Genomic DNA, 22,784 nt, shown 5'->3' with positions numbered 1-22,784 from the left:
ACGGGTCGGGCCGGTTCAGGTGCGGGTCATGGGGCGGACGCTGTTGGCCCGGTCGATCAGGACGCCCAGGGCGTACGGGGTGGGGACCTGCTGGGCGAGGTCGCGCAGCGTCCGCTCCAGCAGCCACCGGACGGTTTCCTCCGTCTCCTCCGGCGCCGGGCGGCCGCTGCCCTCGGACCGGGGCTTCGGGCCCGTGCACCAGGCCAGGGTGGCCTCGTACACCTCGGCCGCCAGCCAGTCGTACGCGGACTGGGTCTCGCCGTCCGTCCGCAGTGACCGCAGCCGCGCGCGGGCCTGTTCGAGGTCGGTGCGGCCGGGCGGTCCCGCTCCGGGCAGCCGCCCGGCCAGCACACGGATGCACGCGACGCGGGCCGCGTCGTAGTACCGGTCGGCCCGGGGGACTTCGCCGAGCAGATCGACGGCGCCCCCGCGGTCCCCGGCGGCCAGCCGCAGCCGGGCGAGCCCGAACGCGGCACCGGCCTGTGCGCGGTCGCGCCGCCACACCGCCTGGTAGTAGCGCTCGGCGGCGGCCGCCTCGCCCCGGTGCTCGGCGCAGTAGCCGAGGGCCAGTTTGGGGGCGGACTCCCCGGGCAGCGCGCGGTAGACGCGGTGGAACTCGCCCTGCGCGGCGGCGGTGTCGCCCGTGGCGAGCAGCAGCAGTCCCCGGTGCCAGTCGATGCGCCAGTCGTGGCGGGCGAGCCGGATCACACTGCGGCCGGCGGCCTTCAGCTGTACGGTGTGCCGGGCGATCTCCAGCCGGCGGGCCCGCCGCGCCTCCCGCAACCGGGCCTGGGCCTCGGCGAGTTCGCCCAGTTCGAGGTGGGCGCGGCACTGGCGCAGCCGCAGTTCCACGGAACGGTCGAGGCCGACGGCGTCCAGCTGGGCGACGAGCCGCCGCAGCCCCTCGGGGCTCGGCCGGAGCAGCAGGGCCGCCGCCGGGTCGGCGGGGTGCGGCAGCGGCGCGGGCAGCAGGGCGGGTACGGTCGCGGGCGCGGGCAGTCCGGGGGCGAGCGGCGGCCGTTCCTCGTCGGCCCCGAGTCGCCGTCCTCCGTCGGCCAGCCAGCACTCCAGGTCGGGCGGGCGGCCCAGGGAGGCGTCCAGCAGGCCGCCGCCGGGGCCGAACAGCGCGGACGGCTCGGGGTGTTCGATGCCGGTGCGCACCGAGTGGATCTCCTTGAGGACGCCGTGCAGCTGCTGGGCCATGGCGTCGGCGGAGGGGTAACGCGCGTACGGGTCACGGGCGGTGGCGCGAGCGAGGACGTGTTTGCAGGACTCGCGGCCCAGCCCGGGCGGCCGGCTGCGGGCGGCCGCCGCGAGCTGCCGCAGGGTGACGCCGAGCCCGTACACGTCCGAACGCACCGACAGGCCGCGTGCGCCCAGCGCGCTCACCTCCGGCGCGACGTAGCCGGGTGTGCCCAGCACGGGGCCGTCGGCGCCGAGCCGGTGCACGCCGCCGAGGTCGATGAGCTTGACGCGGTCGCCGTGGTGCATGACGTTGTGCGGTTTGATGTCGCAGTGCACCAGCTTCTTGCGGTGCAGATGGTCCAGTGCCTGCAGCACGGCGCAGCCGTAGGCCAGGACGTGCTCGATGACCCGTTCCTCGCCGAACGGGCCGTCGCCGCGCCGGATGCGGTCCCGTACCTGGGCCAGTGACATGCCGTCGACGTACTCCATGACCGTGTAGCTGGTGCGGCCGTCGCTCTCGGCGGTTCCCCAGTCGGGGTGCGCGACGTGGTTGAAGACGCGGACGATGCCCGGGTGGTCGACGCTGGTGAGGTACCGGCGCTCTTCGCCTGCCCGTTGCAGGGCCGCGCTGTCGCCGGTGTGGATCAGCCCTTTGAGGGCGACGTAGCGGTCGAACAGGCGGGTGTCGCGGGCGAGGTAGATCCAGCCGAGGCCGCCGTGGGCGAGACAGCCGACGACCGTGTACTGGCCGCCGCCGACGCGTTCCCCCGGGGCCAGGCGCGGGGTGAAGTCGAAGGGGTGCCCGCAGCGTTCGCAGTAGCCCCTGGTGAGCGCCGGCTGCCCGGCGTAGGGCACGCCGACGACCGCCGTGCAGCCGCGCCAGCCGCAGGTCTTGCCGCCGAGGACAGCCCGTGGATCGCGGACGACGAGTTCCTCGGGGGAGGGCGCTCCGACGACCGGCAGGTCGAGCGGCCCGGGGCCGGGCGGGCCGACGGTGAACAGCGGGTCGCGGACCGTGCGCAGCGTACGGGGTTCCCTCTCACTTCCGGGGGGCCGGGGCGGCCGTCGGCCGCAGTCGGAGCAGAAGCCGGTCCCGGCGACGATGCGCCCGGCGCATCCACGCCGGGGACACGGATGTTCCGGCCGGTCGGGTCCGGGCGGGGCGCTGCGGGGTGGGGTCACGGGAGTTCGTCCCCTCGCCGGCGTGGACGTGGCCGATGGGTACGGGCGCGGACCGCCCGGAGGAACTCCGCCACCGCCCGTTCCGCCTCGGCGAGTTCGCACGGCGCGCGGTAGAGCAGCTCGTGCGCCGCGCGGTACAGCCCGGCGATGTCCTTGTCCTCGGTCAGCCCGTGGGCGGCGGCGAGCGCGAAGTACGCGTCGAGCCGGCCGCGCAGCTCGTCGCGGCGCGCGATATCGGTCTCGGCCCGGCCGATGGCCTCCTCGGCCCCCACCAGTCCTTTCTCCACGGCTTTTTCGAAGGCTTCGAGCAGTACGGGCAGCCGCTCGTCCTGCCGGGCGGCCGCTTCCCGGAGCCGGATCAGGTCCAGTCGCAGCCCGGCCGCCTCCTTCGGCACCGGCTGCGGCGGGGCGATGAGCGCGATCCGGTCGCGGGCCGTGCGCTCGCGTGCGGCCACGTGCTCGATGCGGTCACGGACCCGGTCGAGCCGGGCGACGGGGTCGTCGTTGCGCGGGTCGGCCATCCTCTTCGCCAGCTCCAGGATCGGTGACGCGGGGCTACGGAAGACGAGCAGCAGCCGGGCGCCGCGCGCCGCGAGCACCCCGGTGAACTCGACTAGTGCGGCGGGGCGTTCGGCGTGGTCGACGCCCTCCGCGACGATGGTCAGCGGCACGCTCCGGGCCCGGCCGAGCCACTGGACGGCCTCGCCGCCCCCGCCCCGGAACCCCAGCCGGTCGGCGGCCCGCCACGCGAGCCCGGCCACGGTCACCCCGGACACGTCGAGCGCGAGATCGACGCTGCCGAGGGGCGGGACGGTGCCGTCGGGGGCGGCCGGGTCCGGGACGGTGCCGCCGGGGGTGCCGTGTGGTCCGTCTCCGGCGGTGACGGCGTCGCCGGGCGCGCGGTGTCCCGCGCGTGCGGTGCCGGTGCTGTTCCGGGGGGACGGTGCGTCAGGGGTGTGTCCGGCTGCGCGGGCGCGGTTGCGGTCCGGGGGAGCGGGGGCGCCGGCGGGCGCACGGGTGCTGCTCGGCGGGTCGGTGGCGCAACCGGCGCCTCCGGGCGGGCCGTTGTCCGCAGGCACCCCGGGCACCCCGTGCCGTCCCGTTCCCGGCGCATCGTGTCCCGTGCCCGGGGCCTCGGTGCCGTGCCCCCTCTCCGGTCCGCGCCCGCGCGCGGCGGCACCGCTCGCCGGCGGGAACGGCGCCGCCCCGGTCGCCCGGAAACCCGGCCCCGCGGCACTCGCCCCGCCCTCCCGGTCCGCCAGCGCCACCGCGCGGCTCAGCGCCGCCGACCGTTCCGTGTCCGTCTTCCTGACGACCACCGCCTCCACCGGGCGCGTGCCCTCCGCCGCGCGGAACCAGTCGGCCAGGAAGCGGGCGAACTCCCCGTCCACGCGGGCGGATTCGGGCACTACAGGAAGGGAGTTGCAGGGCTCGCCCGTCACGTACGGGTCGATGTGCGGCAGGTACCGGGCGATGGTCCCCACCGGGATCATGTACGACAGCCGCAGCGGTGGGCCGTACGGTGCGTCGGGGTGGTCGTCGTAGCGGCTGACGACCATGCCGAGCACGTACCCGGTCGCGTTGTCGATGACGGCGGTCCCGCTGAACCCGGGCCGCACCGTGTGCTCCTGCCTTCCGGGGTCGAGCTGCACCCACTCGCCGCGCGGCCCGGCCGGCCCCGCGATCCCGGCGCCGAACCAGACTCCGTCGCGGAGGCTCCGGGGGAATCCGCACATCCGCACCGCCCGCCCATAGGACGGTACGAGCCGGTGCAGCGGCGCCCCCTCGGACGCCGTGCGGGGCTCGGTCAAGGTCAGCAGGGCCAGGTCCCCGCAGTCGGCCCGCGCCGGGACCCAGGAGCCCTTGACGTACCGGGCCGGCGACTGCCAGACGGGGTCCCACAGGTGCTCGGCCACGACCTCCTCGCCCGCGCCGTCGATGACATGGGCGCACGTGAGCACGGTGTCGGTGCAGAGCAGGATGCCCGCGCCGAGGACGAACCCGCCGCGGTCGGAGATCCGTAATACCCAAGGGGGGCTGAACGCGGGGCCGTTGACGCCACCGCGGACGATCCCGGCGCCGTCCGTCACGGGTCCCCCGGCCGTGTCCCCCATGCGGCGAGAGCATACGCGCGCGACGGCGGACCGTACCCCCGTGCGCCGTGGTGCTCACCGTTCCGGGTGAAGCGCCCGGCGGGCGCTGCCACGGCTGTCCCGCGCGCCCCCGGGTCACCCGTTCGCAGTGATCCCCCGGCACGCGTCCCACCAGCACCGTCACGACCCCGTGTGCACCTCCGGTGACCTGGCGTTACGCCGTACGGGGCGCGGTCGCGCGGCGGCCCGGGGCGGCTCGCGCGCCCCCTTTCCGGGCGTGCCCCGAGGTGCGTGCCCGGCGCGCGGCCCGGACGCTCGGCTCGTAGGAGCGCGGAACCCCCCACTCCTGCTGCGGCACCACCGGGTGCCGCGACCGCGCTCACGGAGGAAGAGGCATGCGTAACTCACGAGTGCTCACCGGGGCCGCCATGACCATAGCCGCACTGGGGCTGGCGAGCGCGCCCGCGTTCGCGGGGGACTACGGGAAGCTGGACGTCTCGCCGAGCCCGGCCAAGGCCGGCGCGGAGGTCACGGTGTACTCGACGGCCTGCGGCGCGAACGGTTCGGCCCAGGGCGACGCCAGCGCCGTCGGCGGCCCGGCCTCGTTCGAGCTGAGGGCCGGCGCGAAGGACACCGTGGCCGGCACGTTCAGGGTTCCCGAGCACGCCAAGCCGGGCACGTACGGGGTCGGTATCCGCTGCCACACCGGCAAGGAGGCCACCGGCGACGTCGTCGTCACCGACAAGGGCGACAAGGGTGAGAAGGGTGAGAAGTCGCCCGCCCCGGAGAAGAAGGCCCCCGGCAAGGCGGCGCCCGCCTCCAGCGCCCCGGCGCCGATGCACCCGGGAGCCGGACAGCAGCCCCCCAAGGGCGCGGTGAAGACCGGTGTCGGTTCCACGAGCGACAACTCCGGTCTGACCGAACTCATGGCGGGCGCCGCCCTGTTGGCCACGGCGGCCGTCGGCGGAACCTGGTTCCTGACCCGGCGCGGCAGGGGCAACCGGATCTGAACACGCGCTCCCGGTCCCCGGACGCGCGCGCCCGGGGACCGCGGTGCCGTGGAGGTCCCGATGCCGCACCACCGGCCGCGTGCCCGCCGTTCCCCCCGCTGCCCCCGTCCGTCGCCGGTCCCGCCGGCGCACTGGCCGTACACGCCGGAGAGCCGGCGCGCCAGCGTCGCCGGCGTGCTCCTGGCGGCCGTGCTGGGCGGCGGGGGCTGGCTGCTCGCGGACGGTGCGACCACGCACCCGCCGCCGCAGCCCTCGGCTGCCGAGGCGTTCGCCGGGGCGGGCCCCCGGCCGGACATCGTCGGCCCGGTGCTGCCGCCGCTGCCGCCCGCCGAGCCGACCCGGGTGCGCATCCCCGCGATCGACGTGGACGCGCCCGTCATGCCGCTGGGCCTGCTGTCCGACGGCACCCTCGACAGCCCGCCGGAGACGGAGAGCGACCTGACCGGCTGGTACGCGGACGGCCCCGCGCCCGGCGCGGTGGGCACCGCGGTCGTCGCCGGGCACGTCGACACCGCTTCCGGGCCCGCCGTCTTCTACAGCCTCGGCGCCCTGAAACGGGGCAGCGCGGTGGAGGTGGCGCGCGCGGACGGCAGCACCGCCCTGTTCACCATCGACGCGATCGAGGTGTACGACCGCAGGACCTTCCCTTCCGAGAAGGTCTACGGGCCCACGCGCCGCGCCGAGTTGCGGATCATCACGTGCGGCGGCGGCTTCTCCCAGGAGGAGGGCGGCTATCTGGGGAACGTGGTGGCCTACGCGCACCTGACGGGCGTCAGATGACCGGCTCCTCCGGATCCCCGGGCTCCTCCTGATCCCCGTCCTGATTCCCGTCCTGATCCCCGGCTGCCCGCGCGGCCCGGAAGCCCGCCAGCACGTCCAGGATCTGCTCCCCGTACTTGGCCAGCTTGCTCTCGCCGACGCCGCTGACCGAGCCGAGCTCGCCGAGCGAGCCCGGCACGGCGGTGGCGATCTCGCGGAGCGTCGCGTCGTGGAAGATCACATAGGCGGGCACGCCCTGCTCCTTCGCCGTCGCCGCCCGCCAGGCGCGCAGCTCCTCGAAGAGCGGCACGGCCTCCTGCGGCAGATCCGCGGCGGCGGCAGCGCGCTTGCCGCCGCCGGTGCCGCTCTTCGCGGACTTCGCGGCCCGCGCGGGCCTCTCCGGCTCGCGCCGCAGCAGCACGTCCCGCCGCCGGCCCAGCACCTCGCCGCTGGCCTCGGTGAGCACGAGCGTGCCGTAGTCGCCCTCCACCGCCAGCAGCCCTTGCGCGAGCAACTGCCGCACCACACCGCGCCATTGGGCGACCGACAGCTCGGTGCCGATACCGAAGACCGTCAGGGTGTCGTGGTCGTGCTGGATGACCTTCGCGGTCTTCTTGCCGAGCAGGATGTCGATGATCTGGCCCGCCCCGAACTTCTGCCGCCGCTCGCGCGCCAGCCGGTAGACGGCGGAGAGGAACTTCTGCGCGGCGATCGTCCCGTCCCAGGTCTCGGCGGGCGTCAGACACGTGTCGCAGTTGCCGCAGGCGCCGCTGTCCTGCCCGAAGTAGGCGAGCAGCCGCACCCGGCGGCACTCGACGGTCTCGCACAGCGCGAGCATCGCGTCGAGGTGCGCGGCGAGCTTGCGGCGGTGCGCCTCGTCGCCCTCCGAACCGTCGATCATCTTGCGCTGCTGGACGACGTCCTGCAGCCCGTACGCCAGCCACGCCGTCGACGGCAGCCCGTCACGGCCGGCGCGGCCCGTCTCCTGGTAGTAGCCCTCGACGGACTTCGGCAGGTCCAGGTGCGCGACGAAGCGCACGTCCGGCTTGTCGATGCCCATCCCGAACGCGATCGTCGCGACGACGACCACGCCGTCCTCGCGCAGGAACCGCGCCTGGTTCGCGGCCCGCGTCGCCGCGTCGAGCCCCGCGTGGTACGGCAGCGCGTCGATCCCGTGCGCCACGAGGAAGGCGGCCGCGTCCTCGACCCCCTTGCGGGACAGGCAGTACACGACGCCCGCGTCGCCCTCGTGCTCCGTGCGCAGCAGCTCCAGCAGCTGCTTCTTCGGATCCTCCTTCGGCACGATCCGGTACTGGATGTTGGGCCGGTCGAAGCTCGCCACGAAGTGCCGCGCGCCCTGCAACCCCAGCCGGCCCGCGATCTCCGTGTGCGTCGCCTTCGTGGCCGTCGCGGTCAGCGCGATGCGCGGGACGTCCGGCCAGCGCTCGTGCAGCGCGGACAGCGCGAGATAGTCCGGGCGGAAGTCGTGGCCCCACTGCGCCACGCAGTGCGCCTCGTCGATCGCGAAGAGGGAGATCTTGCCCCGGTCCAGCAGCCGCAGCGTCGACTCCACGCGCAGCCGCTCGGGGGCGAGATAGAGCAGATCCAGCTCGCCCGCGAGGAACTCGGCCTCCACCATGCGCCGTTCGTCCACGTCCTGCGTCGAGTTGAGGAACCCGGCCCGCACGCCGAGCGCGCGCAGCGCGTCGACCTGGTCCTGCATGAGCGCGATCAGCGGCGAGACGACGACCCCGACACCCTCGCGCACGAGCGCGGGGATCTGGTAGCACAGCGACTTCCCGCCACCGGTGGGCATGAGCACGAGCGCGTCGCCGCCGGAGACGACGTGCTCGATGATCTCTTCCTGCTCGCCGCGGAAGGCGTCGTACCCGAAGACCCGGCGCAGGACACGGAGGGCATCACTGCCCCCGGTCTCTCCGGGGTCCACGGGGTCTGCCGGGCTGGAGGGGAGGGTGGTGGAGTCGGCCATTGCCAAAGTGTATGGGGGCGGGACGGGGCCGTGGGGCGGCTTCCACAAGCCTGTGGACAACCGCACGCGGGGTGGCGCGCGGGCACGGGCTCGGGCGACAGCCGGGGCGGTGCGACAGCTGGGGCGGTCCGGCACTGGGGCGGCCGGCGCCCGCGCGGCCCTCGGCGTGACCTACTCCACATCCACCCCGTACGCCCGCACCAGTTCCTCCAGCCCGCCCGGATAGCCCTGCCCGCCCAGCACGAAGTCCCAGTCACCGTTCGCGCGGCGTCGGAAGGAGCCCAGGACGAGTGCCGTCTCGCCGGGGCGGCCCTCGGAGACCTCCAGTTGTCCCAGCTCCGTGCCCGACGCGTCCGCGAGCCGGATGCGGGCGTCGGTGAAGCCGGAGAGATCCGCGTGCGGATCCAGTTCCGGGTCGACCGCCGCGACCAGCACCAGCCGGTCCGCCGTCGTCGGCAGCGCGTCGAAAGCCACTTCCAGCGCGGCCCGGTCCGCCCCGCTCGCGGGCACCGCCCGCACCGTCCCGTCCGGGGTGCGCGGATTGTTGAAGAAGACGAAGTGCTCGTCGCCGAGCACCCGCGTGCCCTCGCACACGAGCGCGCACACGTCCACGGCGACGGACCCGGACCACGCCATGCCGAGCACGCTGTACCCGCCGCGGTCCTCGGCCGGCTGCGGCGCGGCGGCGGTCGCGGTGGTCGCGGCCGTACGGGCCGTACCCGCGCCGGTGCCCGTACCGCCCGTACGGGCCGTACCGCCCGTACCGTCCCCGCCTCCCAGCCGCCCCCGCAGCCCGTGCTGCCCCAGCAGCTCGACCAGTTCCTCGCCGGAGACGAGCGTGAGCGGCTTGCCCTCGGCGAAGGCGTACGACCCGGGACCGAAGCCCGAAGTCGTCACCAGCACACCCTTGTTGGCGCCCGCACCCTGCACCGTCCCGTACAGGTCGCGCACCGCCGTCGGCGGCACCGTCTTCCGGTACCGCTTGACCTGCACGATGATCCGGCCCCCGCTGATCGGATCCGGGTCCAGCGCCTCCACGTCGACGCCGCCGTCGTTGGAGCGGCTCGTCATCACCGCCCGCATGCCCCGCGCCCGGAACAACTGGGCGACCAGCGCCTCGAACTCGACGGGGTCCATCTCGTACAGATCGGGGTCGTCCCCGCCGCCGTGCGAGACGACGCCGCGCCCCACCTCGTCCGGCGTGCGGACGGGCCGTACGGCCGCCCGCTGCTCCGGCCGCGCGGACAACTGCCCGCCGAGCCCCTCCACGAGACAGTCGACCGCGCTCACCTGCTCCAGGTGCAGTCCGTCGAACGCGGCCCGGGTGACGGCCACCGAGGCGAGCACCAGCCGCGCCCGTCGCCCGGTCACCGGATCGTGGTCGTCCACGAAGCCGTTGACCGCGACGGAGTCCAGCGCCCCGAACTCGTCCGCCGCGAACAGATCACGCACCACCAGCAGGACGCACTGCGCCAGCACGTCCCGGTAGACGGCCCTGCGCTGCGCGGCCGGCCGCGCGGTCTCCCGGTGCTCGTCGGCGGTCGGCATATAGCGCACGGCCTTCGCCTCAGGTACGACGTCGTAGCCGGGCAGCTCCCACGTGAGGAAGAGTTGCCGTGCCGCAGGGTCGTACGCCGCCGACACCTGCCGGGGGAGGTCCTCGGGCCAGGCGGTCGACGAGTACAGGGCACCTGAGAAGTAGTCCACGACGGCGTCCGGATCACGCTCCCGCAGTGCCGCGACGAGCGCGCCGATCCCCGCGTTGTGCCGCCGGATCTCCTCCCGCTGCCCGGCGGCCCACTGGTCGTACTGCGCCCGGTACGCGGCCAGTTGCTGCTGCCGCTGCGCCTCCGCGGACTGCGCGGCTGCCCAGTCGCGCTCGTACTGCTGCCGCCCCCGGAACGACCGGTACAGGTTCGGATCCGGCATCGGCACGGGCTGCCCCAGGTGCCCCGGCTGGAACGGCTCGACCTCCTCCGGCCGGGCCAGCGCCCGCGTGGAGAACGCGGGCTCCCGGCACCCGGCCGCCAGCAGCCCCGTCAACTCCGCGACGCGCGCCTCCAGCTCCTCCGTCCGTTGCCGGGCCTCCGCCTCCTGCCGCCGCCGGTACGCCGCCCGCTGCTCCCGGTCCAGCCGCGCGGCCTCCCGCTCCCGCGCCCGCTGCTGCCGCTCCCACTCGCGCTGCTCCTGCACCTGCCGCCGGTGCTCCAACTCCCGCTGCCGCTGCTGCTGACGCTTGGTCTCGGCCCAGATGCCTATCAGTCCGTTGGAGCGGCTCATACGAGAACGTGTCCTCCCCACGGGACGCCTGGCCGTCCCGGTCCCTGCACCGGCCCCACAACCAGTGACGTCTGCTTTCGACTCTAGGTCACCGTGGGGTGGAAGATCGTCTGCGCCCGGTCTCATCCGCATGAGCGATGTACGGGTACGGGTGTACGTGCTTGGCTGGACATATGCCGAAACGTACGAGGTGCCGCACCGTTTGCGCTGTCGGGGCCGCCGTCGTCGCGGCCGCGCTCGGCCCCCTCGCCCTGGCGGCCCGGGCGACTCCCGCTCCCGCGCAGGCCGTCACGATCCGGGAGACCCGCGCCGAGGCCCAGGTCAACTTCTTCTACAAGGACTACCGCCGGGCGATCGAGCGACGCGACCCCGTGACGGCCAAGGAAGTCCGCACCAAATACCTCACCCAGGACCTCAACAGACGCCTCGACGCCTGGGCCAAGCTCCACGAGGCGGACCCGGTCTTCCGCGCGCAGAACGCCCCGCCGGCGTGGTCGGTGCGGTACGAGGGCAGCGGCGCGGGCCACGCGACGGTGATCCTCACGGAGCGCTGGGGGCACGGGCCGCAGGCGAAATCACAGGACGTGTGGTACGCGGTGCGGCTGGACACCCTGGTCATCTCGGACATCGAGGACCCGCCGAGGTGAGTGCGGCGGTGCGGCCCGTGCGATGGAAGAGGCGGCCCTTGTGACGGAAGAGACTGAGGGAACCCCTTCCCGCCCCCACACCCCCGGGGCATCCTGAACCAGCGTGATCACGCCGCCCCGAGCGGCCGCCCGATCACGGCGAACAGGACCGGGGGAACGGGGACTTCGTGATGGGCACGGGTGCGGTGCTGGGCGTCGGCGCGGTGTCGTTGGGAATGGTGCTCACCCCCGGCCCCAACATGATGTACCTCGTCTCCCGGAGCATCACCCAGGGCCGCCGCGCGGGCCTGATATCCCTCACCGGCGTCGCGCTCGGCTTCCTCGCCTATCTCACCGCTGCCAACCTCGGTCTGTCGGCTCTCTTCCTCGCCGTCCCGTGGCTGTACATGACGGTCAAACTCGCCGGCGCCGCCTATCTGGCCTGGCTCGCCTGGAAAGCCCTCAAGCCGGGCGGGACATCGGTCTTCACCCCGCAGCAGCTCTCCCCGGACTCCCCGCGACGCCTGTTCACCATGGGCCTGATGACGAATCTTCTCAACCCGAAGATCGCCGTCATGTACCTCTCCCTCATCCCCCAGTTCGTCGACCCGGCCGCAGGTCATGTCCTGCTCCAGGGCTTCGCGCTCGGCGGCGTACAGATCGCGGTGAGCCTGGCCGTGAACTGCGCGATCGTCCTCGCGGCAGGATCGATCGCCCTGTTCCTGCGCCGCCGCCCGATGTGGCTGAAAATCCAACGCCATGTGATGGGCGGGGTATTGGGAGCCCTCGCGGTGAAACTGGCCCTGGACCGCTCACAGCCGACGGCGGCGTGAGCGGGTCCCTTCCTTCCGGCGCGCACTGACGAGTGCGCCGCGCCCTCAGTTCCGCATGCACCAGTCGATGATGGCGCGGAGCGCGTCCTGCACGGCCTTCTGGTCCGCTTCGTCAAGCTCTACGCCGAGACGCAAGGCCGTGCACAGGTCCGACCGGTCGATGCGGCCGACGGCAGGATCCGCAGCCCTGCGGCCGTGAAGCCGTGCGATGTGCTTCCCGACGATTCCGGGCAGCCGGAGCTCCTGGGCCATGGACCGCAGATCGTGATGCGGCTCCAGGGCGGACGAGTCGCGGTGCTTGCCGCGTGTCAGCAGACGTTCCGAGAGGGCGCACTCCGCCGTGTGGAGGAGCAGCAGGGAGACCGTGGCCGAGTCGAGCCCGGCGGCGTCGATTCTCGTCGCGCTGCCGAGCAGTTGGTCCCGCCTGTGCTGAAGGTCCCGTTTCCCCATGTGGAGCGGCATGAGGCCATCTTGTCAGTGGGGCCGGGCGGTTCGGGTGCGTTCAGAGCACGCCACGCTCCGTGGCGGAACCGTAGCCCACGCCCTCGTCGTCCCCGTCCCCGACCCGTTGTCAGTGGTGCCTGGGAGTATCGAGGGCAGTGGAGGGCGTCGGGGAAGCGCGTTGCTTCCCTGACACGTTTTCGATAGACATGGGTGTTCATCAGGAGAGAAATGTGACGCAGGCACACCTGGAGATGTCCAAGAATGTCCGGGTGGGAACAGCGCACATGACGGTCCGGGGGTAAGTGCATGAAGTTCGACATGGGGCAGACGACCCTGTCCGATCTCGGGTCGGCGACGGAGGGTTCCAGCTCCGATCTGGGCGCGCTCATCCAGCAGTTGATCGCCGCGGCGGACCCGCTGGAAGGCAAGTTCAACGGCGCCGGAAAGGCCGCCTTCGACTCCTTCAAGATGCGCGCCGACGAGATCACGGCCGCGCTCAACGATTCGCTCCAGGCGATTCTGGGTGGACAGTCCGGCATGGACACCGCGTTCGGCACCGGTGACCAGGAGCAGGAGTCCAACGCCTCGCAGAACATGGCCGGGGCCAACTTCGACGCCGCCCGTTTCTCCGGGCGATAAGGGGCAGGGGATTTCACGATGGCGAATCTGGACCGCCGCAGCTACGACACCGGTGCCTCGTCCGAGGTGCAGGGCAATCTGCAGGGCGTCATCGGCCAGCTGGAGCGCGTGCTGAACGACCGTGACCGCGCGGTGAAGACGGCCATGGCCAACTTCCAGGCGGACGGCGTCTCGGACGAGTACCACGGCAAGGAAGTCCGCTGGCAGCGCGCGTCCCACGAGGTGCGCGAGATCATCCGTCTCGTCCGCACGACGATGGTGCAGAACGACCAGACGGCGCAGTCGACGCTGGCGAAGGCGAAGGCGGCGGTCGACAACATCGGCTGACGCCGCGCCATGGCCGACGCGGCGCGCGTCGCGGGCACGACGCGCGCTGCCGGCACGGCGTGTGCCGATGAGATCGACCGGTACCCGGACAGAGGGGCTTCAGGGGGCTTTTTGTGACGGCTTGGGACATATATCCGTCGAGCGTGAGCGGTGTGCTCCAGCGTTGCGGCAAGGCGGCCAAGGACCTGGGCGAGGCAGGCCAGAAGGTCCAGGGGGACCTCCAGAAGGCCGCGGGCTCGGCGGGCACCGTGTCCGGCGTCTACTGCGGTGCGACGCCGCCGTCGGGCCCCGTCAGTGACGCACTGGGCGACTTCTTCGGCAAGTGGGAACGGGACGTCGTCTATATCGCGAAACGGACCGAAGCCTCTTTCAAGGGCGCCCGGCTGGCCACCGAGGCGTACATCGAGGGCGACTTGAAGATGGCCGCCCAGAAGCAGGGCGACGCGCTGAAGGAGCCGGAGATCAAGCCGGAGGACCTCAGCAGCGGCAAGTCCCAGGGCAACTCTTCGGGTGGTGGCAAGTGAGCGACGACCAGCTCGTCAACCCGATGCAGATACCCGTGTTCACGGGTGATTTCGGGGAGTTGGAGCGGGCTTCCGCCGATCTGAAGGCGCAGGCCGGGAAGTTCCGGGACGCCGGTGGGTCGGTGCACTCCGAGTTCCAGGGCCTGGCCTCGTGCTATCACGCCCCGGAAGCGGACCAGCTGTTCGCGACCACCGCGCCGGTGAAGACCAAGTCGGACCATTTCGCGGGTGACTTGGAGAAGGTGTCGGCCGCACTGGACACGTACGTGTCGGAGGCCAAGCCGATCGCAGCGCGGTTGCAGACGCTCCGGGATCAGGCGTTCGCGTTCGTCGAGAGCGTCCGGGGCGATGACGACTGGCGCAAGGACCAGAAGAACATCGACCGGAACAACGGCATCGATACCGGGGTCAAGGCGGCCTGGGCGGAATTCATGGATGCCGAGCGGGCCTGCGCGAGCAAGATCCGTGCGCTGGTGGGCCTGTCCGAGCTGGTCACCGACGACGGCAGTCACCAGTCCAATATGTACGGCTACTCCCTCGACTCCCTCAAGGAGGCCGAGGAGATGCCCTGGGGCAAGCGCGCGGAGCGTGAGTACGAGGGCGTCGAGTGGCTCTGGCACAAGACCGTCGACTTCGGCAAGGGCTTCTTCGTCGACGGCGTCTGGGGCACCGTCCGGGGCCTCGGTACCCTCGTCGGCGTCGACGGCTGGGACAAGGCCGGCCAGGCATGGACGGGCCTGGGCAAGCTCGCCACGGGCTTGGCCATCACGGCCACCCCTGCGGCAGGCATCTTCTGGACGGCCCGTGACGACCAACTTCCTTCCTGGCTCCGGGACTCCCGTAAAGCGGTCAAGGAGACCGGTAAGGCGCTGGTCGCCTACGACGAGTGGGGCAAGAATCCGGCCCGTGCGGCCGGCTCGGTCACGTTCAACGTCCTGACGACCGTCTTCTCCGGCGGCGCGGGCACGGCGGCGAAGGCGGGCGCGGTCGGCAAGGTCCTCTCGGTCACGGGCAAGGTCGCGAGGGCCGTCGACGCGACGACGTACGTCAGCAAGTTCGGCAAGTTCGGTGTCGCCAAGGTCGGCGACCTGATGGGCACGCTGAAAGACCTGCCCTTCAACGTCCGCCTGGGCGCGAACCTGCACACGGGCAACACGTTCAAGATGCCGGAGCGGTTCCCGGAAGAGCACTTCGTCCAGGGCTGGGACCGCCACGGCAGCCCGACGTTCATGGACAAGCGGACGGGCGACCTCTACCACGAGAACGGTGACCTCTACCAGGCGGTGAAGCACGCCGAGAAGGAGGCGCCGGCCGGCGAACGTGTCCCGAACGAGCATGAGTTGGACGCGGGGCGGAAGCTGGCCGCGAAGGAGGAGCAGAAGGTACTCGTCGGCGTCCGTTCGGGTACGGACGTGAAGGCGTCCGTGGGCGGTACGGCGGACCACCTGTCGGGCGGCAGCGCGGCCGAGCGCGTCCCGCCGGGCGGATCGGCAGGACGTGGTTCAGGCGCTTCTTCTGGTCACGCTCCCGGCAACTCGCCCGACCACGGCACCGGAGGAGGGGTGGATCGCGTGCCCCGGGGCTCGGCGGACGGCCACGTCCGACGGGGGACAGCGGGTCACGAGCCACTTGGTGGGCCGCGTCATTCAGAGTCTTCTCACGGCGAATATGGGCCGGACCGGAACCTGCACACGGTTGACGGTGCGCACCAGGCTGATCAGGCACGGTCGGCCCACCCTGGTGATAGTGGTCATGACCATGCGCCGCACGGTGCCGAGCCGGATCACGGCTTCGGCGACGCCGATCGCCCGGCCTCCCACGACGATGGGCACGCTCCTGCGGCGGCTGAAAGCCACGAGTCCGGACACGGCGGTCCTGCGCCGGAAGGCGTGCCGCTGGAGCCGCAGCCTGACTGGCATGGAAGCAGCGCCGATAAAATGCGACATCACCGGCGCCCGGCTGTAGATGTTTCGCGACTCTCTCATGAGGAGAAGGTTTCGGTTCTTGAGACAGAAGCGCAACATCTCGCTGACGATGCTGTGAATGCCCCGAAGGGTGAAGCAGCGCCTGGTGACCACTACTTGGAATCGGGATGCGCCGGGAGTTTTCTGCACGACAACGTGATATCTGTACACAGCAGCACGACTAAGCTGCATGGGCAGACACTGCCGCACACTCACCCAGTGTTGAGAGACATACTGCAACAGATTCAGGAAGATGTTGACAGAGGTGTACTCGAAAAGAAGGGAAGAGGGCATGGAAAGTGTGCAGAGATCTCGTTGATCAGCGACAGGCTCCGCCAGTTGGATCCGACGGGTTCGACTATACGTACGGTCGATGATGCGCGCCGGGTGCTGGAGGGTAGCGTGATGCACACTAGGCGGATTGGCGACGTCATCCATAAGAGGACGGGTGAGGTCGGAGGGCGTCATGGCGACTTCTTTCCGCCCTGCGACACATGCAAGCATGTCTTGCCGCAGCTCGGCATCCACGTGCACAAGTGATCACCCGATGACGGAACGGAACGTACATGACTGTAGGTGACCTCTCTCCGGAGGCCGTGTCCTGGCTGACGGATAACGGCTGGTTCCCCGGCAGGGACATTGGTGCCGAGTGCGATGAGCTCGTCAACGTGTGTGTGCGCGACTCGGAGCGTCAGGGGGCGCCGCTTCAACCGTTTGATGCTGCGAGCCGAATCATCCGGACCTATGGCCTTTTGAAGCTGAAGCATCCAAGGGTTTCGGGCTGCATTCTGGAGATGGACCCTACGGTCGGTTATGAGGGTGATGCGGGAGTCATTTCTGAGCTGGCCTCGAACTTGGGCTGTCGCCTCTTCCCTGTTGGGTTCGAATCAGAGGAGTTCGGGCTGGTGCTTGTGGACGAGCGAGGGCGATTCTTCTACCTCCACCACACCGGAGGTTATTTCTGGGGGGCGGATGAGAACGAAGCGTTCATGAGATTCATGACCGGCGCCGACGCGCCGGATGCGGAGGACTTCTTTGTCTGATCAGTTTCCGGCGGTGGCGTCCTCGCTGCTCATCAACGACACCATCGTCAGTCACACCAGCCTTGTCGGGGAGGGGCACCCCAATCTCCATCCCGCCGTCTGGCGCTTTGTCGAAGAGCTGCCGGAGGACCAGCGCGGCCGCTTCACCGGCCGCTGTGCCGAAGCGGTCCTGATTTCGGACCAGTTGTGGCGCCTGGACTCCGAGCGCAGTGGTGAGCCGCCGGTCAGCATCACGGAGGCGGCTCCGCACTTCGCCGGCGCCGCGATGACGTCGCGCATGATCCGGCCCCAGGGGGACGCCGATCACGGGAAGCCCACTCGCCCGTGCAGTGCGTGCTCGGCACTCATCGAGGCTCTGGGAATCCAGTTCATTGGGTGAAGGGTCTTACCCTTCCTATGCGTTGAGCTCGACAGTCACTGGCGTGCACGCTCTGCTGATGTGTGAGCAACGGCGTCGTGTTGCCCTCCGGGCCGTTGAGCACGGCGCTGTTTGTCGGACGGCGCCACGATGACTGAGGAAATAGTGCGAGTATCCGGACGCAAGTCCACAGTGGCCGCAGCCTTGGCTGCTGCTGTGACCCTGATAGCAGGCTGCGGCAGTGGCGATGGTGGCGCCGAAAAGACCTACGATGTGACCCTTGAGGCGCAAGACACCGGGAAGACCTCCATCTACTACACCCTTGAGACCAACCACTTCGAACAGGTGACTCTGCCCTGGAAGAAGTCAGGCAAGGTCACGTTGAAGGATGCCGAGCTGAAGGTCGGCCGAACGGTGTCGGTGGTACCTGGGACTGTGCAGGACCCTGACGGCACGCTTCGGGCCGGGTCGTGCGTCATTTATGTCGATGGCAAAAAGGTGTCGGACAATCAGAACGGCAAGTCCAACAAGGGTTGCGAGTACAAGTTGAAGTGACCGGCGCAGACTGCCAGTTGGCTGCACTTTCGTATCTGATGGTCGCTATGCGGCGTGACTGGACCTGCTGTTGTCGGTGGCCGCCGATAGGGGGTCACGGCCATTTCCGTGGAGGACTTCAGCCGTGGCGCCCTCCCCTCACCCCTGCCGTTCACGGATGCGCCGGGATGCGCCGCCTAGACGCCGGTGCAGTGCGCCAAGGCGCTTGAGCAGTTCGAGGAGACCAAGGCGAAGGGATACGCGCCGCCGCTTGAGCCTTGGGTCGTGGACGGTGTCATGCAGGTCATCGGCTGGCTGCGGCACACGGAAGGCCGGCCCGGGTACGGGATCATAGGCTTCCGTTGTTGAGGCGCGGCGCCGACGAAGACCTTTCGGGCGCGCTCCTGTGCGGACTCGGGCAGCGGCCCCTGGAGGTCCGGTGTGGCATCGCTCAAAGGTCGTCCGGCAGAAGTTGGAACGCCGCCGGTCCATGCAGCGGGCGCATCGCGCGGAAGTCACGCCGGTCCACCGTGAGGATCGCGCAGGTGTCGTACTCCGCTGCCAGGACCACGTTGATCGCGTCCACGAGGTCCAGGTCGAGCCCCGCGTAGCGTTGTCGTACGGTGACGGCATCACGAAGGACCGCAGGAGTGGTGTCCGCGAGGGAGAAGCGTCCGGATGCGACGCGTGCGGCGATGACGGACACCGCCTGGTCAGCCGCTGCACGGCTGCCCCTGGAAGTGGCGACCTGATGCAACTCGGTGACCGTCATCGGGGACACGACCGTGAGCGCTGCTGCGGACAGGGCGGCATGGGCGGCTTGGTGGTCCTTGTCGCTGCGGTTGAGCGCGGCCAGCAAGCCGCCCGTGTCCGCGATGAGGATCATCGGGTGTCTCCGGTGGTGCGGCGTAGTGAGCGGATGTCGTCGTGGGTGACTGCTTCGCCCAGATCGAGGAGTTCGTCGTCGGAGAACACGGGGGTGTCCCAGGTGCGTACGGACAGGGCAGCGATGTGCACACCGCGCCGGATGATCTCGGCTTCGGAGACGCCCAGGCGAGCTGCTGCCTCCTTGATCGTTTCCAGGTCCTCGGAGTCCGCGTAGACGTTCGTTCTCTTCAGCATGTGTACCAGAGTAGTACATGCCCCCCCTCGGGGGGCGTGGCCCGGTGTGGCCCTAGGGCGTCACGTCGAGCGGGTGCTTCTGTGGGTGGTCGCGCAGTGGTGGTGCAAGGCGCGTTCTGCGGCCGCTGCGGCCGACCAGTTGCTGGTGGTCTGGGCCCGGTGGCGGGTGGTCGTGAGGCGGGCGCACTCCGGGCAGGTTTCCGTTGTGGGGACGGTCAGGGTGGTCGGGCCTGCGGAGTGGGGGACGGGGACTACGGGGTGGGGTGTCATGCGTGGTCCTCGCGTTCGTGTTGGTGGAGGTCCGTGGCCAGGTGGCGGGCGCGCAGCGTGTGCCCGTCCTGAGTGGCTGTCGCCAGGGCTTCCTTGAGGCGGATGCAGATCAGGCAGGGGTGGGTTTCGGGCGCGGCCTCGGTCAGGGCGGTGTGTGTTGTCACTGGGGGCCGCCGCCCCTGCCCTGGCGGCTGAGGGCGTTTGCCGCGGCCACGCGGGTGTGGAGGGTTTCCGCCGGGTGCGCCTGGCGGAGATGGCGCTGCAGGGTCGTTGTGAGGTGGTGGGCCGTTTCCGTGCGGCCTTGGTCCACGGCTTTCTCGTAGGCCTGCTTGAGCTTGTCGCAGTTGGCGCAGCGGGCGCGGTCCGCCGTCGTCATTTCGTTCGATCCTTTGCGTGTTCCGCCCTTGCGGAGCGGGCAACTCCCGTTTGTATGTTCAGGGTTGTGGGTCCGGGGCTGTGGGCGCTAGGGATTGATGTCCCCAGTCGCCACTGGGGAGATGGGAGTTGCGCCCATGCCAGCGCGGCCGAAGGTGCTGAAGCCCGAGCGCTCTGCCCGTGACCTGTTCGGATCGAAGTTGCGGGCGCGTCGGGAGCGGGAGGGGCTGAGCCTGGAAAAGCTGGCAGGGCTGGTCAAAGTCAGCAAGAGTCACTTGTCGCGCATTGAGACGGCCGAAGTCATGCCACCGCCGCAGTTGCCGGCCCTGCTGGACGTGGCGTTCAGTACGGACGGGATCTTCGAAGAGCTGTACGCACTGGCTTGTCGAGAAGCGCACCCTGATCCTTTCGCGCGGTACAAGGCCCTTGAGGTGTGTGCGCAGCGCATTCAGGAGTACAGCGGCCAGTTCATTCCGGGTCTCTTGCAGACGGAGGGCTATGCGCGTTGTCTGTTTGAGACCGCCGACCCGAGGAAGTCCCCAGAAGCAATTGAGGAGTTGCTTGTCGAGCGCATGGCGCGGCAAGCGGTTCTGTGTTCTGATTCGCCGCCGGACCACTCCGTTGTTCTGGACGAGGAGGCGCTTTGGCGAGGCTTCGGGGGAGCGGCAGTCATGCGTGACCAGCTGGCCCTGCTCGCCCGGCTCACACTGACTGCAACGACCACCTTGCAGGTTGTTCCGCTCGCGCACGGAGGACATGCTCTGACCGGCAGCTCGCTGAACATGCTGACGCTCGGCGACGGGACCCAGGTTGCCTTGGAGGAGGGTAATAGCCGCCGGGCGTTGCTTGAAGATGCGGTAACCGTCCGGAAGCGGCAACGATCTTTCGACGTGCTGAGGTCATGTGCTCTCTCGCCGAAGGACTCGGCAACGCTGATTCGTTCCGTGATGGAGACGCTTCCCGGCGAACCCGAGTCCTGATCGCTTCCACGCGGAGTGGTGTGTGTCGAGTTACTCCGGCAGCGGAGTCAGCAACTGCCTTGTCCGGGAGCCCGGGTGTGTCGCCAGAGGCGATGTGCCCACTCGGGCTACGAAGACGTCCTTACCCCCGCGCTCAGGGCGCGGTCGTTGTTCATGGCTGCCATCAAGAGCAACGACTCCTGCCCCTCAAACCGGGACTCGGGTGCCGGGCCCGGTGGACCGTATGCGTGCCCCCATACCGGCACCGCTTCCTGCGCTGACTGTGTCCCCCTGTTGAAGGCATGGCCGGGGGCACCGGGCCCGAGGGGCACCGTCGGCGACGGCAGCGGTACCCCGTCGGGGGTGCTCGAAGTGGATGAGTGGGATGAGAGCGGGCGCGTGACGAAGTGCTGGCATCGGAGTGGTGGGTGACCCTGGACCGCCGGTAACCAGGGCTGTTTCACCTGGCGTTAGGCTGGCCGGGAACGTACGTGCAGGGAGTGGAAATGCGGGCACCTCGTACGCTGGTGCTGTGCTGGAACACTTCACGATCTACTGAGGAGAGCTTCGTGGCCACTCGCGTTTCCCGGCACGCGTTCCCGGCAGACAGCGCTACGGCAGAGGGCAACGTTGCTCGTGTTCAGAGCCTTGCCCGGATTCTCGGCCGTCTTGAGGAGTCGGAGATGTCCCGCTCCCGCGCCCTTGGCAGTGCGCTGACAGTGGCCAAGCAGTACTGTGCGGCTGATCCGGAGGCGTCGAACCTGGAGACGTGGGAGGCGTGGGTCACGGCTATGCAGGTCGGCTGTGCCTTGTTCGACTCGGCCACGGCAGCGGAAGGCCCCGTGCCGTGTCGGATCGGGAGCCAGGGCGAGGTGAGGAACCTCCCGGCGACTGGAGCGACGTCCTATACCCATGCTGGAGCCTGGCTCACCTCCGTTTACCTGGCCACGGTCTGCCGTGAGAATGAACGCCTTGACCGGCTGATGCAGGTGCCGGTTTCCTTTCTGCGTGCGTCCGGAGCGGAAATCGAAGAGTACGTCTACGGCTGGGTGGAGGCTCTGCAGAATTTCTGGAACGGCCGGGCGGCGGAGACCTGGGCCAAGCTGATTGACGCGATCAATGGCACTGACGTCGAGACAGTTCCGGTCTTCAACCGAGAACTGACGCTGAAGATCATGTATCCCCCCGTTGAGCTGTTTCAGCTTCTCAATCGAGGTGAGACCGAGCAGTTCAACACGTCGCTTGCAGGATTTCTTGCCTGGCACAAGCAGTACTGGACTGGAAGTGAAGCGCGCTCCTTGGACAGCGAAGGGCTGGTCGCCTTGAGTTTGCTTGCCATTGTCTGTATGGCTTACGACAACGATGTGCCGATCGAGGTCGAGTCCGAATACTTGCCCAAGCATCTGCTCAAGCGTTCCTGGGTGGGGGAGTGCGACGCCTGACCGTGCCGCTCTGAACTGAGTCAAGTCGCCGCCGAATTGGACCGTCGAGCGGTTCCTGTGCTTCGGCTTGCCTGGCCTGTCACGTCACGAGATGGCAGTTGAAGTGACCCGTGTGGCCATCCACGTGCACAAGTGATCACCTGCTGACGGAATGGAATGCATATGGCTGTAGGTGACCTCTCTCCAGAGGTCTTGTCGTGGCTGACGGAGAATGGCTGGTCTCCCGGGAGGGACATCGGCACCGAGTGCGACGAGGACATCGACGTGCGTGTGCGTGACTCGGAGCGACAGGGGACACCTCTTCAACCGTCTGATGCTGCGAAGCGAATCATCCGAACCTATGGCCTGCTGAAGCTGAAGCATCCGAGGGTTTCGGGTCGCATTCTGAAGATGGAGCCTGCGGCCGGTTATGAGGGTGACGCGGAAGATATTTCTGAGCTGGCCTCGAACTTGGGCTGTCGCCTCTTCCCCGTCGGGTACGACTCCGAGGAGTTCGGGCTGGTGCTTGTGGACGAGCGGGGGCGGTTCTTCTACCTTCACCACACCGGAGGTTATTTCTGGGGGGCGGATGAGGACGAAGCGTTCACGAGATTTTTGACAGGCGCCCACGCGCCGGACGCGGAGGACTTCTTTGTCTGACCAGTTGCCGACGGTGGCGTCCTCGCTGCTCATCAACGACACCATCGTCAGTCACACCAGCCTAGTGCGTCGTGATTCCGTTGGCGTTACTTGATCTCGTGTGTCTCGTTGCTGCTGGCATGGAGCTCTCCGTTGAACAGGCCGCCGAGTTGCGGGCGTTGGCGAACAGCCGGGATGTGTCCGCGG

At 69.8% G+C, this 22,784-nt stretch carries 23 protein-coding genes; 14 read left to right on the top strand and 9 right to left on the bottom strand.

The window, feature by feature from the left end; all coding sequences use genetic code 11:
• Nucleotides 1-15: 15 nt before the first annotated feature.
• A complete protein-coding gene (locus tag ACFP1Z_RS16265; protein WP_390317072.1) occupies nt 16-2,367 on the bottom strand; it encodes a serine/threonine-protein kinase in 2,352 nt (783 codons plus the stop codon).
• A complete protein-coding gene (locus tag ACFP1Z_RS16260; RefSeq protein ID WP_390317071.1) occupies nt 2,364-4,481 on the bottom strand; it encodes a serine protease in 2,118 nt (705 codons plus the stop codon). The genes ACFP1Z_RS16265 and ACFP1Z_RS16260 overlap by 4 nt, the downstream gene beginning before the upstream one ends.
• A 374-nt stretch (nt 4,482-4,855) precedes the next feature.
• On the opposite strand from ACFP1Z_RS16260, the gene ACFP1Z_RS16255 reads away from it, so the two are divergent.
• Together ACFP1Z_RS16255 and ACFP1Z_RS16250 are read left to right on the top strand one after the other, a co-directional pair.
• Entirely contained in the window at nt 4,856-5,470 is a 615-nt protein-coding gene (locus tag ACFP1Z_RS16255) for a hypothetical protein (protein ID WP_390317070.1), read from the top strand.
• Nucleotides 5,471-5,644: 174 nt separating this feature from the next.
• A complete protein-coding gene (locus ACFP1Z_RS16250) occupies nt 5,645-6,250 on the top strand; it encodes a class F sortase (protein ID WP_390317069.1) in 606 nt (201 codons plus the stop codon).
• On the opposite strand, the gene recQ is transcribed toward ACFP1Z_RS16250, so the two are convergent.
• Complete coding sequence (gene recQ, locus ACFP1Z_RS16245; protein WP_390317068.1) at nt 6,243-8,219, bottom strand: DNA helicase RecQ; 1,977 nt, start codon at nt 8,217-8,219, stop codon at nt 6,243-6,245. The genes ACFP1Z_RS16250 and recQ overlap by 8 nt on opposite strands.
• A gap of 171 nt (nt 8,220-8,390) precedes the next feature.
• Nucleotides 8,391-10,499, bottom strand: a complete 2,109-nt coding sequence (locus tag ACFP1Z_RS16240; RefSeq protein WP_390317067.1) for a restriction endonuclease — start codon at nt 10,497-10,499, stop codon at nt 8,391-8,393.
• A 173-nt stretch (nt 10,500-10,672) separates the two neighbouring features.
• On the opposite strand from ACFP1Z_RS16240, the gene ACFP1Z_RS16235 reads away from it, so the two are divergent.
• Nucleotides 10,673-11,146: a hypothetical protein gene (locus ACFP1Z_RS16235; protein WP_390317065.1), complete on the top strand. Its 474-nt coding sequence runs from the start codon at nt 10,673-10,675 to the stop codon at nt 11,144-11,146.
• Between the two features lie 170 nt (nt 11,147-11,316).
• The gene (locus ACFP1Z_RS16230) at nt 11,317-11,958 is read left to right on the top strand and encodes a LysE family translocator (protein ID WP_390317064.1); all 642 of its coding nucleotides are present in this window, start codon (nt 11,317-11,319) and stop codon (nt 11,956-11,958) included.
• Nucleotides 11,959-12,003: 45 nt separating this feature from the next.
• Here ACFP1Z_RS16230 and ACFP1Z_RS16225 read toward each other — a convergent pair whose 3' ends face one another.
• Nucleotides 12,004-12,420, bottom strand: coding sequence for a hypothetical protein (locus ACFP1Z_RS16225; RefSeq protein WP_390317062.1), 417 nt, complete (start codon nt 12,418-12,420; stop codon nt 12,004-12,006).
• A gap of 288 nt (nt 12,421-12,708) precedes the next feature.
• Between ACFP1Z_RS16225 and ACFP1Z_RS16220 the strand changes: the two genes are divergently transcribed.
• From ACFP1Z_RS16220 to ACFP1Z_RS16190, 7 genes are all read left to right on the top strand, one after another.
• Complete coding sequence (locus ACFP1Z_RS16220; protein ID WP_390317060.1) at nt 12,709-13,041, top strand: hypothetical protein; 333 nt, start codon at nt 12,709-12,711, stop codon at nt 13,039-13,041.
• A gap of 18 nt (nt 13,042-13,059) precedes the next feature.
• Nucleotides 13,060-13,368, top strand: a complete 309-nt coding sequence (locus ACFP1Z_RS16215) for a pore-forming ESAT-6 family protein (protein WP_390317059.1) — start codon at nt 13,060-13,062, stop codon at nt 13,366-13,368.
• Nucleotides 13,369-13,481: 113 nt separating this feature from the next.
• The gene (locus ACFP1Z_RS16210; protein ID WP_390317057.1) at nt 13,482-13,892 is read left to right on the top strand and encodes a DUF6507 family protein; all 411 of its coding nucleotides are present in this window, start codon (nt 13,482-13,484) and stop codon (nt 13,890-13,892) included.
• Nucleotides 13,889-16,396: a YwqJ-related putative deaminase gene (locus ACFP1Z_RS16205; protein ID WP_390317056.1), complete on the top strand. Its 2,508-nt coding sequence runs from the start codon at nt 13,889-13,891 to the stop codon at nt 16,394-16,396. Before ACFP1Z_RS16210 ends, ACFP1Z_RS16205 begins: the two co-directional genes overlap by 4 nt.
• 26 nt (nt 16,397-16,422) lie before the next feature.
• Nucleotides 16,423-16,899: an SUKH-3 domain-containing protein gene (locus tag ACFP1Z_RS16200; protein WP_390317055.1), complete on the top strand. Its 477-nt coding sequence runs from the start codon at nt 16,423-16,425 to the stop codon at nt 16,897-16,899.
• Nucleotides 16,892-17,278, top strand: a complete 387-nt coding sequence (locus ACFP1Z_RS16195; protein WP_390317054.1) for a YwqJ-related putative deaminase — start codon at nt 16,892-16,894, stop codon at nt 17,276-17,278. Before ACFP1Z_RS16200 ends, ACFP1Z_RS16195 begins: the two co-directional genes overlap by 8 nt.
• Nucleotides 17,279-17,407: 129 nt before the next feature.
• Nucleotides 17,408-17,812, top strand: a complete 405-nt coding sequence (locus tag ACFP1Z_RS16190; RefSeq protein WP_390317053.1) for a hypothetical protein — start codon at nt 17,408-17,410, stop codon at nt 17,810-17,812.
• Between the two features lie 430 nt (nt 17,813-18,242).
• Here the strand turns inward: ACFP1Z_RS16190 and ACFP1Z_RS16185 are convergent, their stop codons facing one another.
• The 4 genes from ACFP1Z_RS16185 to ACFP1Z_RS16170 all read right to left on the bottom strand — a co-directional run bounded on the left by ACFP1Z_RS16185 (nt 18,243) and on the right by ACFP1Z_RS16170 (nt 19,559).
• Nucleotides 18,243-18,677, bottom strand: coding sequence for a type II toxin-antitoxin system VapC family toxin (locus ACFP1Z_RS16185; protein WP_390317052.1), 435 nt, complete (start codon nt 18,675-18,677; stop codon nt 18,243-18,245).
• Nucleotides 18,674-18,913 (bottom strand): ribbon-helix-helix domain-containing protein, encoded by a 240-nt coding sequence (locus ACFP1Z_RS16180; RefSeq protein ID WP_390317051.1) that lies wholly within the window; start codon nt 18,911-18,913, stop codon nt 18,674-18,676. The genes ACFP1Z_RS16185 and ACFP1Z_RS16180 overlap by 4 nt, the downstream gene beginning before the upstream one ends.
• Before the next feature lie 266 nt (nt 18,914-19,179).
• Complete coding sequence (locus ACFP1Z_RS16175; protein ID WP_390317049.1) at nt 19,180-19,347, bottom strand: hypothetical protein; 168 nt, start codon at nt 19,345-19,347, stop codon at nt 19,180-19,182.
• Nucleotides 19,344-19,559 carry a hypothetical protein gene (locus tag ACFP1Z_RS16170; RefSeq protein WP_390317047.1) on the bottom strand — a complete coding sequence of 72 codons (216 nt, stop codon included), beginning with the start codon at nt 19,557-19,559 and terminating at the stop codon, nt 19,344-19,346. Before ACFP1Z_RS16170 ends, ACFP1Z_RS16175 begins: the two co-directional genes overlap by 4 nt.
• Nucleotides 19,560-19,695: 136 nt before the next feature.
• On the opposite strand from ACFP1Z_RS16170, the gene ACFP1Z_RS16165 reads away from it, so the two are divergent.
• The 3 genes from ACFP1Z_RS16165 to ACFP1Z_RS16155 all read left to right on the top strand — a co-directional run bounded on the left by ACFP1Z_RS16165 (nt 19,696) and on the right by ACFP1Z_RS16155 (nt 22,598).
• The gene (locus ACFP1Z_RS16165) at nt 19,696-20,538 is read left to right on the top strand and encodes a helix-turn-helix domain-containing protein (protein ID WP_390317045.1); all 843 of its coding nucleotides are present in this window, start codon (nt 19,696-19,698) and stop codon (nt 20,536-20,538) included.
• A gap of 548 nt (nt 20,539-21,086) precedes the next feature.
• Entirely contained in the window at nt 21,087-21,959 is an 873-nt protein-coding gene (locus ACFP1Z_RS16160) for an immunity 49 family protein (protein WP_390317044.1), read from the top strand.
• A 162-nt stretch (nt 21,960-22,121) separates the two neighbouring features.
• Nucleotides 22,122-22,598: an SUKH-3 domain-containing protein gene (locus ACFP1Z_RS16155; RefSeq protein WP_390317042.1), complete on the top strand. Its 477-nt coding sequence runs from the start codon at nt 22,122-22,124 to the stop codon at nt 22,596-22,598.
• Nucleotides 22,599-22,784 lie beyond the last annotated feature (186 nt).

Origin of the sequence: Streptomyces gamaensis, assembly GCF_042656465.1 — a bacterium.
In the GTDB taxonomy this organism is placed as follows: domain Bacteria; phylum Actinomycetota; class Actinomycetes; order Streptomycetales; family Streptomycetaceae; genus Streptomyces; species Streptomyces gamaensis.
Note: the sequence above shows the minus strand (reverse complement) of the source record. Positions and strands in the feature narration are given on the sequence as shown.